Consider the following 12,728-nt stretch of genomic DNA (forward strand, 5'->3'; position numbering starts at 1 on the left):
AAAGTTTAGTTTCTTACGAATTTTTCAAATTAATAACTTCTTGATCTGTCAAAAAGCGCCAGTTTCCTCTAGGAAGATTCTTCTTAGTTAAGCCAGCAAAAGCAACGCGGTCAATACGCAAAACATCATAATCAAAGTGTTCGAAAATAGCACGAACCACTTTTACATTAGATGATTTTAGTTTAAGGCCAACTTCACTTTTTGCTTCTTTTTCAATATAGCTAACTTCTTCAACAAACACACGATGTCCGTCAAGAACTAAGCCTTTACTGATTTTTTCTAAATCCTCAAATTTCAAATTTTTATCTAAAGAAACCTGATAAATTTTAGAAGATTTCTGATTCGGTAACGTAAACTTACGAATCATATCAGTATCATTCGTAAACAATAACAAACCAGTAGTATTCTTGTCCATTCTCCCCACTGCAGCAATTTTTGCATTGGTAGAACCGCGTACTAGTTCCAGAACGTTACGGTATTCCTGACCTTCGTCAAGTGCAGTTGTAAAGTTTTTAGGCTTGTTTAGTAAGATATATTCTTTCTTTTCAGGAGTTAAAACAACGCCGTCAAAGTTTACAACATCATTCAATTTTACTAAATAACCCATTTCAGTAACCGGAACGCCATTTACTTTCACGTTTCCAGACTGAATATATATATCAGCATCACGACGAGAACAAACCCCAGAATTTGAGATGTATTTGTTCAAACGAATTTCGTCAGAAGCCTTTTGTCTCTTTGCCGGCTGATTTTGTTTTCTAATTTTTTCAGCTGCTGCTTCCTGCGCTGCCTTAACTTCAGGTTTCACTTTTTTAGGCCCTTGCGCACGCTTAGCCATAGGAGGTTTTGGCTTGCTTGAGTTTGATCTTGAGCTATTTGGTCTCGATCCGCCTCTTTTATTATTGCCTTCCTTATTGTTCATAAATTCTGTAATTTGTGCAAAGATAGTTTTTTCCTGCTAATAAATCTTAAGTTCAATGTTCTTAGATTGATAGCTTTCAATTTTAAGATGATTTGAAGCAGCACAATAGGCTTTTTTCAAACATGGTTTCCCGCTTTCCGTTTCAATCTTTTATTTTTTAAAGAAAAAAATAAAAGGATTTCCACTTCAATCGGGGCTAGAATTTAAACAATTAGCTTCTTTTAAACATTTGGTTATTACACAAAGCTTCGCAAAGACAGCGGAGATTCACAAAGAGAAAATGCGTGAAATAAAATAACCAGCGAAAACCCGTTCAAGCCGTAAAATCAGTGGGCCATCTAAAATCTAGAAATCAATTGACGTCCATGCCACAAAACACTCGGATTAATTAAAACAATGCAGAAAACTCCCGAAACAATCAAAAATTTCAATACGTTATGCAGTAATAAAAATTGCTCTTTAGAATTCGATCTCCATAAATAAAGCAGGAAAAAAAGCAAAACGAGAAAACACACATAAAAGTAAATATCCATATAACCAACATCATACATATTCACCAAGATATAAACCGGAATTACCGTTAAAAACGTCAAAACCGTAATAATTTGTTTAGAAACCTTTTCGTTATATGTAATTGGAATAGTGTGATAATTATTAGCTAAATCGCCTTTCAGGTTCTCCAAATCCTTTATCATTTCCCGAATCAAAAGCAATAAAAACAAAAACATGGCGTGTGCCGAAATTACCGCAAAATGACTTCTGTGATTTTCGATTTCTTCAAACGAAATAGAATTATAGAAATACAATAAAATCGCAAAAAACGGAATTACAGCCATAAATGCCGCAGTTAAATTCCCTACAATTGGATACTTTTTTATTTTATGTGAGTAAAACCAAATCAGGAAAATATAGGCCGAAAAGAATAAAAAAGCACGCCAGGAAACAATCGAAGCCATTAAAACCGCTAAGAAATTCAAACTGAAATAAACCGTCAGTTTTGTTTTCTGACTCACCAATCGATCCAGCATAGATTTATTAGGTCGATTGATTAAATCTTTCTGACTATCGTAAAAATTATTGATAATATAACCCGAAGCAATCGTAACCGCCGAAGCAAATACAATCAAAAACAAATAAAAGTCCAACAAGATGTCCAGCGCTCTTTTTTCTGGAGCCAAAATAAAAATTGCTGATAAATATTGCGCTAAAACAATAATAGGAATATTGTAACCGCGTACCACAGAAAACAAACTAACAATTTTCATTACTAAAAGTTTGTGCTGTCTGCTTAACATAAATTATTGTGGTGTTGGATTAGATTAAGGGAAGTTAAAGGATATTTTTGAAACCTGAAATTTAGAGTTTGTTTTTTAACAATTCTTTAGAGTCAAAACCTAATTTTCGAATGCAGGCCAAGGCTTCTTTTTGTGTCATGTCAATTTCTTTAATGTCTTTCTTTTCTACAAAACAAACAGAACCACTCCACGGATTTGGTGCATCCGGAATAAAAACAGTAAAGTTGTTCTCATTTATTTGTTCTATCAAAAAGGCAAATTGCCAGCCGGCATCTGTAGGAACTAAAATTACTTTTAAATCTTGTTTCGATTCAAGTCCCATAATATTTTCATTCATGTTTTTCATAAATGAATATCCGGGAACAAAACTTAAAATTCCGTTTTCTAATTTATGAATCAGCTTTTTTGCGCCGGCAGTTCTGGCCAGTAAACCCGCTGTAAAACAAATAAGAATTAAGATTATGGTTCCAACAAGTTCCTGAATTGCAATTCCTAAAACGTGTACTCTCGGCAGGAAATTTACAAGCGGAAGTGTGACTTTTTGAATTATGCCATATCCTTTTTCAAGAATAATAAGCAATACAACTAAAGGTGCTAAAAACAGAATTCCTCCTAAAAAAGTTGCTTTAATTATTTTTAAAATGCTTTTCATAATAAATAACTTTTTAGGATGAATACTTATGAAAATCTACTCAAATAATTTCGGCTTTTAAGAGTTAAAACTGATAAACTACTTCTAATTTATAATCTTTTAAAGAGGCTTTTGCGCGTTCAAGATCTTCAGTGAAGCCAAGAATATAACCGCCTCCGCCAGAACCGCAAAGTTTTAAGTAATAATCGTTCGTGTCAATTCCATTTTGCCAGATTCCGTGAAATTGCTCCGGGATCATTGGTTTGAAATTGTTTAAAACAACTTTTGAAAGTTTTTTAGTATTGGTAAACAAAGACTTCATGTCGCCATGTAAAAAGTTTTCTACACAAGCGTCAGTATATTTTACGAATTGATTTTTAAGCATAGTACGGAAACCTTTATCTTTTAGGTTTTCCATAAAAATGTTAACCATTGGAGCCGTTTCTCCAACAATTCCAGAGTCTAATAAAAATACAGCACCTTTTCCGTCAAAACTTTGAGTCGGAATTCCGGTTGCTTCGATATTATCTTTAGAATTAATTAAAATCGGAATACTCAAATAGCTGTTTAACGGATCTAAACCTGAACTTTTTCCGTGGAAAAAGCTCTCCATTTGAGAAAATATATTTTTTAACTGTAATAGTTTTTCGCGAGTTAAATTCTCTAAAACCGTGATTTTGTTTGTAGCATATTTATCATAAATCGCCGCTACAAGCGCACCGCTGCTTCCAACACCGTATCCTTGCGGAATACTTGAATCGAAATACATTCCGGTTTCAACATCATTTTTAAGAGCAGCTAAATCGAAAGTAACCAATTCCGGCTGTTGTGTCTGCAAAACTTCAAGATAAGCTGCAAAACTTTGTAAACTTTTATTTGATGCAATTGCTTCTGCCGAAGGTTCTTCAGACTTCTTCAACGCACCATTATAAAAATTATAAGGAATAGAAAGTCCTTTAGAGTCGCGGATGATTCCGTATTCTCCAAAGAGTAATATTTTTGAGTAAAATAATGGTCCTTTCATGATTTATTTTATGTCTTTTTTTATTTTATTTGGGTCTTGTCTGGTGTCGAAAACAGTATGAATTCTAACTTCATTTGAACCAAAACTATACAAGAGACTTGATTGCTTTGTTATAACACATTTTCGATATTTTTTATTTATTGATGATTTAGGAAAAACTTCAGGATTCATACTAATTATTGAAATTGCTTTTTCAAATTTCACTAAATATATTTCTTTCGATTTTTTCGACCATCTGGTTTCAATAAAATTTAAAACAGCATCTAAATTCTTTTCAGCTGTTTTTGAAAAATGTACTTTAATATCCACTATTTGTACTTTTTCATCACATCTTCAAAGCTTGTAAATTCTCCTCTTTCAAATTCTAATTCACTTTGAGCAACATCTTCTTTTTGCTCCTTGCTCAAATCATCCCACCAATCTTTTTTCATTTCCGTCAGCATTTTTCCAACTGCTTTAATGATTAATGGATCATTTGTTTCTTCCAGTATTTTTATCACTTTAAGCTTTTCTAATTGAATGTCCATATCAAAAAATTTAACTAAAGATACGGAAAATTATAATGCAATTGATCCGCTCCCAATTTTGTCGCAAATATACTGACGATTCTGACAAAACACAACTAATTTGTCCTGAATAAATTGTAATACTTTTTCGCTAACGTTTTCGGGATAAAGAACATGCACATTTGCACCGGCATCAAGCGTAAAACAAACCGGAATCTGGGTTTCTTGTCTAAATTTCCAGATCGCATTTATGATTTCAAGCGTGTTTGGTTTCATCAAAATAAAATACGGCATCGAAGTCATCATCATTGCATGTAAAGACAACGCTTCACTTTCGACAACTTTAATGAATTCGTCTAAATTTCCGTTTTCAAAAATGGCAATTAATTTATCCAGATTTTCGTGTGCTTGGGCAAAACGTCTTTCGGCATAAGGATGATTGTGCATTAAATCATGTCCAACGGTGCTAGAAACTTGTTTTTCGCCTTTATCAACCAATAAAATTGTGTCCTGATAATTATTGAAATTCTCATGAATCCTGTACGGAAATTCAACTCCAAATAAATCAGTGCTTCCTTCAATATTTGCCTGATTTCCCCAAACCACAACATTTCCTTTTACACTTCGGCAGGCACTTCCTGAACCTAAACGAGCTAAAAACGAAGCTTTTTGGTAAAAGTATTCATCTGTCATTTCCGGATTTAGCAATTTCTCCAAACTCATAAAATTCATTGCCAAAGCCGCCATCCCAGAAGCCGAAGATGCAATTCCTGAACTATGCGGAAATGTATTCTGCGTATCAATCGTAAAATGATAGTCTTTTAAAAATGGCAGATAAACTTCAACTCGTTCTAAAAACTTCTGAATTTTTGGTTTGAAATCTTCTTTCGGTTTTCCTTCAAAAAGTAAATCAAAAGAAAAACCATCATTTGTCACATTGAGCGAAGTCGAAATGCTTTTCTTCGAAAACCCTAATTTTGTAATCGTTTTACAATTATTCAAAGTAAAACTTACCGAAGGGTTTGCCGGAATCTGATTGTCTTTTTTCCCCCAATATTTAACTAATGCAATATTGCTGGGAGCGCTCCATTCAAAGTTTCCGTTTTCGATTATTGAAGTATATGGATTTGGAATAAAATCAGCTGCTGTAAACATGAAATATAAATTTTGGCAAAGATAGTTTTTTCACCATAATAGATAATTTTTTCACCATATAAGTTATGTAAGATATTATAAGCGGACTTCACTAAAATGAACTTATGTCACTTATATGGTTTCCAAATATCTTTTGACTATTTTTGGATACAAAATTTGATAAAATGAACAAGACTGTCAAGATCATAATAGCCTTAATTATTTGTTTAGCAATAGGATATTCTGCAAGTGTGGTAACAAGACCGAGTGTAGAAAGCTGGTATCCAACAATTGCGAAACCCATTTTTAATCCGCCTAATTGGATTTTTATGCCAGTTTGGACTACGCTTTATATTTTTATGGCAATTGCAGCTGCACTTGTTTGGGATAAAATAAAGGAACAAACCGAAAAGGTAAAAACAGCGCTTCTGTTCTTTTTGATCCAATTAACGCTCAATGCAATTTGGTCTTATTTATTCTTCGGATTAAAAAATCCGCTTTTAGCTTTAATAGAAATAATTCTTTTATGGCTGATGATTTACGAAACCTATTTAAAATTCACCAAAATCAATAAAATCTCAGGTTATTTGTTGATTCCGTATTTAGTGTGGGTTGCATTTGCAACGGTTTTAAATGCTAGTATTTGGTGGTTGAATAAATAGAGTTTTGTTTCAGGGTTTCAAGGTTTCAATTTCTTAAATTCTTCATTTTTGGCATACAAAAAATCCATTGTAGCCAAAACATTAGGATGTTCTAAAAGGGTTTTAGATTTTGGATCTGCATCACAAAATTCAAGGAAAAGTTCTTTTTGATCAGGATTAAGTTTTAAATTTTTAGTAAAGAAATCCGGAGGACAATATGCAGTGGCATGTTTTTTAAAACGATCGTCCACTTCATGTTTTTCTTTTGAATATGAACCTCTTAAAGGTATATTCATTTTTGCAGCATATCTTATTCTGCCATCATTTACTCCAGTGTAACGAGTAAGATCGTTTGCAGTTTTGTTGTTGTTTATCTCATTTACTTTTTCAGCATCAAACTCTACTTTTTGGAATTTTATTGCTGTAACTACTACTTCATTAAGCTCTTCGGCTTTAATAATCATATTAACTACAAGATTATTATTCTTTAAATTTTCGGATGTAAGTTTCAACCGTGTAAAGAAATAATCTTTAGAGAAAAAAAGTAAACTATCTTGTTCTTTTGCCAGTATAGAGAATTCTCCCAGCTCATTTGTTCGTGTACTGGTTTTAGCTGTTTTATTTATAACTTCAACTTTATTAAGAGGAGCTTTGTTGGAGAGAACTTTTCCGTGAAGTAATTTTTCTGTTTGAGAAATAGAGAGCTGGTATGTGAAAAAAGAAATCGTGGTAAGTAATTTTACTTTCATCTAGTGGTATTTAGTTGAAAGTAAAATTATTAGAATAGTCTTAATGAAAACTTGTCAAATCTGTAAATTCTTGTTAATAATATTGTTTGATATTTTTAGTGAAAACTTCAAATTCGCCGTTATTAAATAAAACGGGACCATGTCCAAAACAAAGTATTTTTGGTTTTAACGAAGCGAGTTTCTGAATAGATTTTCTATTCATTTCCCGATCTGTTGTAAATAAACCTGGTGGTTCATGAAGCCCAATTTTTGTGGTCAATAAATTCATATTGGTCATAACATCACCAACAATTAAAACGCCGTCTTTTTCCCTAAAAAAAGACAAATGTCCGCTGGAATGACCTGGAGTTTCAATAACGATAAATCCGCCAATTTGATCTCCTTCTTTTAATGTTCTAGAAACAGAATGTCCTTTTCCTGCCCAAAATCGTTTTTGAAATCTCGAAATAATATGATTGGGATTTGGATATTCGAAAATTACATTGCCGTTTTCCGCAGCTGTTTTTTCAGATTCACTGCAAAAAAGTGGAATGTTCAAAGTCTCACAGATTATTTTGCTGCTTCCCTGATGATCAGCGTGTGCATGGGTCAGTGCGTGTTTCGTTATTGATTTGTTCTTTAAAGCTTTTAGAATTGTTCCGCTTGAACTGCGGATTCCGGCATCGATTAAAACATCTTCAATTACATAACAATTAATAGCATTTCTTGGAAACAGAGGGATTTGGTAAACATCTTTAGCAATAGATTTCATTTTCTTGAATTTTATATTGGCAAAGATTTGAATTCAGTTACTCAATTCACTTGATAAATGTTAAGAAATGCTTTGACGAATTCGGCTTAAAGATTCAGGCGTTATTCCAAGAAATGAAGCAATATAAATTAAAGGTGTTCGCTGAATTATTTTGGCTGGAGCCGATTCCAGAAAAGTGAGGTATTTCTCTTTTGCCGGAATCATCTGCAATTTCAAAACACGATCTGCCATACATAAGTAATTTTGTTCAGCAAGAATTCTTCCAACACGTTCCCAATTTGGAATTTCGGAATATAAATACTGCATCTTTTCAAAACTAATAGAAAGGACTTCACAATCTTCAATGCATTGAATATCTTCAAAAGAAACCGCTTGATTTATAAAACTAGAATATGAAGCAATAAAACCTTCATCACAGCTTAAATATGTCGTAATTTCTTTTCCATCTTTTAAGTAATAAACACGAGCCAAACCTTCAACAATAAAAAAGATTTTACTGCTGATTTTTTCCATTTTGGAAAGAAATTCTTTGGCATTAAATTTTTCATATTCAAAACAAGAATCGATCTTTTCGATTTCATTTTCAGAAAAAGAAGCAATTGATAGTATTTGTTTTTTTAATGAAAAATTCATGTCTTTATAAAATTTCAATTAATTCCAAAGCATCGTTAATAACCACTTTTGCACCACTTGTTTTCAATTCTTCTTCAGTTCTGTAGCCCCATGAAACACCAACCGGAAACATATTAGCATTTACAGCCGTCTGCATATCAATATCTGAATCGCCTACAAAAAGAATTTCTTCTGGTTTTAAATTCCAGCTTTTGCTTATTTCCACCGCTTCAAACGGATTTGGTTTTTTAAGTTCTTCTGTGCTTAAACCAACTGCGGTATCAAAATAATCGGGAAATATTTCTGATGCAATTTTTTTAGTCAGTTCATCGGCTTTGTTGGAGAAAACTGCTAGTTTGATATTCTGTGAAGTTAAATTATCTAATAATTTTATAATTCCTTCGTATGGTTTTGTTTTTAGCGTGCAGATTTTTCGGTATTCATTTACCATGCATTCGAAACAAATCTCAATTTGCTCATCTGAATTATTTGTTGCAGGAAGAGCTTTGCTGACCAAATTTCTCAATCCGCTTCCAATAAAATATTGATAGGTCTCGTAAGTATGAGTTGGATAATTTAGACCTTTAAGAACAATGTTCATCGCATCTGAGATGTCTTCTAATGAGTTTACTAAGGTTCCGTCTAAATCAAAAATAATTCCTTTAAATTTCATTCTATTATATATTATTGGCTAAAATAAATCCGCTTGTCCAGGCATTTTGAAAATTAAAACCTCCTGTAATAGCGTCGATATTTACAATTTCTCCAGCAAAATATAGGTTTTCATGAATTTTACTTTCCATGGTTTTAAAGTTGATTTCTTTTAAATCGATTCCACCAGCGGTTACAAATTCTTCTTTAAAAGTGCTTTTTCCATTTACTTTAAATTTAGCTTTTGTAAGCTGCAGTGTTAAATTCTGTAATTGAATTTTAGATAAATCTGCCCATTTGGTTTCTGCATCAATTCCAGAAGCCAAAACCAAACTTTCCCATAAACGGTTCGGAAAGTCAAAAGGAGATTTTTTAGAAACGGCTTTCTTAGCGTGTTCCTGTTTTAAATCTTTCAGGATTTTTTCAGCATCTTCGTAATCCACATCATTTAACCAATTCACAAAAATGGTAAACTGATAATTTTTATCGAATAAAATTCGAGCGCCCCAAGCCGAAAGTTTTAAAATCGCCGGACCGCTCATTCCCCAATGTGTGATTAACAAAGGCCCTGTCGATTCTAGTTTGGTGTCTTTTACGTTTACGGTAACTTTTGCGGCAACGCCTGGCAATTCCTTAATTCGAGAATCTTTAATGTTGAAAGTAAATAGGGAAGGAACGGGGCTTACAATGGCGTGCCCGTGTTGTTGAAGCATTTCCCATATTTTTGGATTGCTTCCGGTTGCCAGAATTAATTTTTCGGCAGCGAAATTGTCGCTTTGCGTATCAATTTTCCAGTGATTTTCTTTTTTGAAAATAGATTGTACGCTTTGACCTGTCAATACTTTTATGCCTAATTTTTCAGTTGCTTTTAGGAAACAATCTATAATAGTTTGAGAAGAATTAGAAACTGGAAACATTCTGCCGTCTTCTTCAATTTTTAATTCTACGCCATGTTTTTCGAACCATTCAATAGTATCTCCGGAACAAAACTGATGAAACGGACCACGAAGTTCTTTTTCTCCGCGTGGATAAAATTTAACCAGCTCGTTGGGTTCGAAACAAGCGTGCGTAACGTTGCAGCGTCCGCCGCCAGAAACGCGGACTTTAGAAAGTACTTCTTTTCCTCTTTCTAAAATGGCTATTTTTAGTTTCGGATTTTTCTCTGCAATATTAATCGCGGTAAAAAAGCCTGCTGCGCCTCCGCCAACGATGATTATGTCGAAATTTTTGATCATATTTTTTTGGGTTGCCACTAATTTCAAGAATTGGCACTAATTTTTTTTATTTGCCACAGATTAAAATGATTTACACAGATTTAAGTATGAATAAATTAATTCGTGAAAATTCGTGGCGAAAGAAAAAATCCTTTTAATCCTAATAATCTGTGGCTAAAAATTTTAAACTTTATATTTTGTCTGGATTATCAGAGATAATTCCATCGACTTTATAACTTTTTACTTTTTGAATATCTTCTTTACTATTTACTGTCCATGGGAAAACTAAGAATCCTTTTTCCTGAATTTGCCGAACATTTTCTTCATTCAATAATTGAAAATCAGGATTAATGGCTTTTGCTTTAATTTTTTCGGCGAAAGCCAGAGCCGCATCAAGATTTTCTTCTGTTAAAACACCAATTGCAATTTTTGGATTTAACTTTGATGTTTCCTCTAGCATATTCCAATCGAAACTTGAAACTATAAAATGATTGTAATTCCAGTTTTTCTCTGAAATATATTCTTCGATAAGAGATACAACTTTACTCGGAGTTCCTAAACCTTTTAATTCTATATTGATGAGACATTTTTTATCAACCAAATCAAAAACTTCGTTTAAAGTTGGGATTTGATATTTTCCGTCAATCAGAAAAGATTTTAATTCAGATATAGAAAAAGTATTTACCAAACCTTTTCTATTAGTGGTTCTGTCTATCGTTTCGTCATGAATTACTATAATATACTCGTCAGAGCTTAAGTGAACGTCGAGTTCAATACCGTCTGAATTTAGGTCTAAGGCTTTTTGGAAAGCTTGTAAAGTATTTTCAGGTTCGTAGGCTTTGGCGCCTCGATGTGCAATTTTGAGCATTTTGCAGTGTTTTTTTCTAACCGCAAAGGTCGCAAAGTTTTAAATCTCTTCTAATAAAACAATATCAAAATCACTGTCAATAATTACTTTACCGTCAATAACTTCAATATTTTGATTCGAGTAAGTGTCTTTTAGTTTCGTTCCGTTTGGGAAGACATCACCAACAGGAAGTTCTTTTCTGCCTTTTGGTAAATCTACTCCCATAACTACTTTGTCTGTATAAACACCCTTTGTGTAGATTCTGGAAAATGTATAAGGCCACGGATTAATTAGTTTGTGAACGCCTGCTCCAACGGCTGGATGATTCCTTCTAAATTGCCCTAATTTCTGCCAATGCAAAAGTGTTTTCTGTGTTTCAGGATTGTTCTGAATATCATCCCAATTCATATTTGAACGTAAAGTTGCATCACCTTGAGTTCCTTCAACAACTAAAGAACGATTAGATTCGTCACCATAATAAACCTGAGACATTCCCGGAGAAAGCAATAATTTGGTTCCCGTCTCAATACCTTTTATTCGGTTAGCATCAAAAGGCTGTCCGTCGTCGTGTGAAGACATATAATTCAAAACCGAATATCCTTTTAAGTCATTGTTCAAAGCATTCGAATATTTAGAAAATAAACCTTCATAATCGTTTTGAGCAGCATTCCATTTAAACTCAAAATTGATCATGCTGTTAAAGCCGTTTTGGAAATAATTTACTTTTCTGTCTCCAAAATCATAATCTTGTCCGCCGCTTATTCCGTAACCGTAAACTTCAGCAATCGTGTAAAATGGATTTTGATCTAAAACTTCAAGCGGATGATGTTTTTTCCAGGTTTCGAATGAATAATCACATTGTGTTTTAAAATCGGCCCAAACGCCTTCTTCGGTATGTTTTACGGTATCGGCGCGATAACCGTCAATTCCGAATTCTGTGATATAATCGGTAAGCCATTTTATGATATAATATTTTGGACTTCTTGGATATCCTGTTCTTTTGAAGAATTCATCCAATGAAGCAATTTCTTTTTCGTAACGACCTTCTTTTTTCCATTTTTCGATTAAAAAAGGAGGCAGTTCTACGTTTTGAGTGCTTTCGGTTTTTACGTCTGGAAGATTTTCTACCAAAGTACACATCGTTGTGTTTTCAAAAGATTTATAATCGCAGACAACGCCGGTTCTTACCCAGTCAGAAGGCCAAACGGGATCTTCGGGAGTTACGGGTCCGGTATGATTAATTACGCCGTCAAGAATTATTCTGATGCCTTTTTCGTGTGCTTTTTTTACCAGTTTTGCCAAATCTTCTTTGGTTCCAAAGTTGGGATCGAGAGCCGTCCAGTCTTTTGCCCAATAACCATGAAAGCCATAACTAAGTCCAGTCCCTTCATCAACACCATCGTGAATCTGTTCTACAATCGGCGTAAGCCAAATGGCATTTATTCCTAGTTTTTCAAAATATCCTGATTCGATTTTTTTGGTAATTCCGATAATGTCGCCTCCTTCAAATCCGCGTAATTTTCCCGGAGTTTTGGTTCGGTTGAAGTTGATATCGTTTGAAGGATTTCCATTGTAAAAACGATCTGTAAGTAAAAAATAAACATTTGCTCCTTCCCAAACGAAAGGTGTTTTCGAAGTATTTTCGTTATTCATTGAAACTGATTTTGAGCCAGAACAACTCATTATTAAGTATACTAAAGATAGAGAAAGGAAAGCGTATTTTTTCATTATTTTAGAATATTTTAGGATGC

15 protein-coding genes are annotated in these 12,728 nt (G+C 33.4%); 1 reads left to right on the top strand and 14 read right to left on the bottom strand.

Features of this window, described 5'->3' with window-relative positions:
* Positions 1-13: 13 nt before the first annotated feature.
* The 7 genes from J2Y38_RS05865 to J2Y38_RS05895 form a co-directional block, all read right to left on the bottom strand.
* Entirely contained in the window at positions 14-922 is a 909-nt protein-coding gene (locus tag J2Y38_RS05865; protein WP_053469976.1) for a pseudouridine synthase, read from the bottom strand.
* Between the two features lie 338 nt (positions 923-1,260).
* Positions 1,261-2,217 carry a geranylgeranylglycerol-phosphate geranylgeranyltransferase gene (locus J2Y38_RS05870; RefSeq protein ID WP_309840510.1) on the bottom strand — a complete coding sequence of 319 codons (957 nt, stop codon included), beginning with the start codon at positions 2,215-2,217 and terminating at the stop codon, positions 1,261-1,263.
* 61 nt (positions 2,218-2,278) lie between these two features.
* The gene (locus J2Y38_RS05875) at positions 2,279-2,869 is read right to left on the bottom strand and encodes a DUF502 domain-containing protein (protein ID WP_309840511.1); all 591 of its coding nucleotides are present in this window, start codon (positions 2,867-2,869) and stop codon (positions 2,279-2,281) included.
* A gap of 64 nt (positions 2,870-2,933) precedes the next feature.
* Positions 2,934-3,872 carry a mevalonate kinase gene (locus J2Y38_RS05880; protein WP_053469979.1) on the bottom strand — a complete coding sequence of 313 codons (939 nt, stop codon included), beginning with the start codon at positions 3,870-3,872 and terminating at the stop codon, positions 2,934-2,936.
* 3 nt (positions 3,873-3,875) lie between these two features.
* A complete protein-coding gene (locus tag J2Y38_RS05885; RefSeq protein WP_309840512.1) occupies positions 3,876-4,181 on the bottom strand; it encodes a type II toxin-antitoxin system RelE/ParE family toxin in 306 nt (101 codons plus the stop codon).
* Positions 4,181-4,399 (bottom strand): hypothetical protein, encoded by a 219-nt coding sequence (locus J2Y38_RS05890; RefSeq protein ID WP_053469981.1) that lies wholly within the window; start codon positions 4,397-4,399, stop codon positions 4,181-4,183. The genes J2Y38_RS05885 and J2Y38_RS05890 overlap by 1 nt, the downstream gene beginning before the upstream one ends.
* A 30-nt stretch (positions 4,400-4,429) precedes the next feature.
* Positions 4,430-5,533, bottom strand: a complete 1,104-nt coding sequence (locus J2Y38_RS05895) for a diphosphomevalonate decarboxylase (RefSeq protein WP_309840513.1) — start codon at positions 5,531-5,533, stop codon at positions 4,430-4,432.
* A 164-nt stretch (positions 5,534-5,697) separates the two neighbouring features.
* Here J2Y38_RS05895 and J2Y38_RS05900 point away from each other — a divergent pair, with 164 nt between their 5' ends.
* On the top strand, positions 5,698-6,174 hold the full coding sequence (locus tag J2Y38_RS05900) for a TspO/MBR family protein (RefSeq protein ID WP_309840515.1): 477 nt from the start codon (positions 5,698-5,700) through the stop codon (positions 6,172-6,174).
* 17 nt (positions 6,175-6,191) lie between these two features.
* Here the strand turns inward: J2Y38_RS05900 and J2Y38_RS05905 are convergent, their stop codons facing one another.
* From J2Y38_RS05905 to J2Y38_RS05935, 7 genes are all read right to left on the bottom strand, one after another.
* Positions 6,192-6,902 (bottom strand): hypothetical protein, encoded by a 711-nt coding sequence (locus J2Y38_RS05905; RefSeq protein WP_309840517.1) that lies wholly within the window; start codon positions 6,900-6,902, stop codon positions 6,192-6,194.
* 73 nt (positions 6,903-6,975) lie between these two features.
* On the bottom strand, positions 6,976-7,653 hold the full coding sequence (locus J2Y38_RS05910) for an MBL fold metallo-hydrolase (RefSeq protein ID WP_309840519.1): 678 nt from the start codon (positions 7,651-7,653) through the stop codon (positions 6,976-6,978).
* A gap of 60 nt (positions 7,654-7,713) precedes the next feature.
* The gene (locus tag J2Y38_RS05915) at positions 7,714-8,286 is read right to left on the bottom strand and encodes a Crp/Fnr family transcriptional regulator (RefSeq protein WP_309840521.1); all 573 of its coding nucleotides are present in this window, start codon (positions 8,284-8,286) and stop codon (positions 7,714-7,716) included.
* A 4-nt stretch (positions 8,287-8,290) separates the two neighbouring features.
* Positions 8,291-8,938, bottom strand: a complete 648-nt coding sequence (locus tag J2Y38_RS05920; protein ID WP_309840523.1) for an HAD family hydrolase — start codon at positions 8,936-8,938, stop codon at positions 8,291-8,293.
* 4 nt (positions 8,939-8,942) lie between these two features.
* Positions 8,943-10,151: an NAD(P)/FAD-dependent oxidoreductase gene (locus tag J2Y38_RS05925; RefSeq protein WP_309840524.1), complete on the bottom strand. Its 1,209-nt coding sequence runs from the start codon at positions 10,149-10,151 to the stop codon at positions 8,943-8,945.
* Positions 10,152-10,320: 169 nt separating this feature from the next.
* The gene (locus tag J2Y38_RS05930) at positions 10,321-10,998 is read right to left on the bottom strand and encodes a glycerophosphodiester phosphodiesterase family protein (protein ID WP_309840526.1); all 678 of its coding nucleotides are present in this window, start codon (positions 10,996-10,998) and stop codon (positions 10,321-10,323) included.
* A gap of 39 nt (positions 10,999-11,037) precedes the next feature.
* The gene (locus J2Y38_RS05935) at positions 11,038-12,705 is read right to left on the bottom strand and encodes an alpha-amylase family glycosyl hydrolase (protein ID WP_309840528.1); all 1,668 of its coding nucleotides are present in this window, start codon (positions 12,703-12,705) and stop codon (positions 11,038-11,040) included.
* Between the last annotated feature and the right edge of the window lie 23 nt (positions 12,706-12,728).

It is taken from the genome of Flavobacterium sp. 2755 (assembly GCF_031455715.1).
GTDB lineage: Bacteria > Bacteroidota > Bacteroidia > Flavobacteriales > Flavobacteriaceae > Flavobacterium.

Excerpts from the sequence above, each read along its gene's own strand:
- J2Y38_RS05890 (WP_053469981.1), bottom strand. The coding sequence starts at position 4,399 with ATGGACATTCAATTAGAAAAGCTTAAAGTGATAAAAATACTGGAAGAA.
- J2Y38_RS05920 (WP_309840523.1), bottom strand. The coding sequence starts at position 8,938 with ATGAAATTTAAAGGAATTATTTTTGATTTAGACGGAACCTTAGTAAAC.
- J2Y38_RS05915 (WP_309840521.1), bottom strand. The coding sequence starts at position 8,286 with ATGAATTTTTCATTAAAAAAACAAATACTATCAATTGCTTCTTTTTCT.
- J2Y38_RS05870 (WP_309840510.1), bottom strand. The coding sequence starts at position 2,217 with ATGTTAAGCAGACAGCACAAACTTTTAGTAATGAAAATTGTTAGTTTG.
- J2Y38_RS05880 (WP_053469979.1), bottom strand. The coding sequence starts at position 3,872 with ATGAAAGGACCATTATTTTACTCAAAAATATTACTCTTTGGAGAATAC.
- J2Y38_RS05865 (WP_053469976.1), bottom strand. The coding sequence starts at position 922 with ATGAACAATAAGGAAGGCAATAATAAAAGAGGCGGATCGAGACCAAAT.
- J2Y38_RS05905 (WP_309840517.1), bottom strand. The coding sequence starts at position 6,902 with ATGAAAGTAAAATTACTTACCACGATTTCTTTTTTCACATACCAGCTC.
- J2Y38_RS05875 (WP_309840511.1), bottom strand. The coding sequence starts at position 2,869 with ATGAAAAGCATTTTAAAAATAATTAAAGCAACTTTTTTAGGAGGAATT.
- J2Y38_RS05895 (WP_309840513.1), bottom strand. The coding sequence starts at position 5,533 with ATGTTTACAGCAGCTGATTTTATTCCAAATCCATATACTTCAATAATC.
- J2Y38_RS05935 (WP_309840528.1), bottom strand. The coding sequence starts at position 12,705 with ATGAAAAAATACGCTTTCCTTTCTCTATCTTTAGTATACTTAATAATG.
- J2Y38_RS05925 (WP_309840524.1), bottom strand. The coding sequence starts at position 10,151 with ATGATCAAAAATTTCGACATAATCATCGTTGGCGGAGGCGCAGCAGGC.
- J2Y38_RS05930 (WP_309840526.1), bottom strand. The coding sequence starts at position 10,998 with ATGCTCAAAATTGCACATCGAGGCGCCAAAGCCTACGAACCTGAAAAT.
- J2Y38_RS05900 (WP_309840515.1), top strand. The coding sequence starts at position 5,698 with ATGAACAAGACTGTCAAGATCATAATAGCCTTAATTATTTGTTTAGCA.
- J2Y38_RS05910 (WP_309840519.1), bottom strand. The coding sequence starts at position 7,653 with ATGAAATCTATTGCTAAAGATGTTTACCAAATCCCTCTGTTTCCAAGA.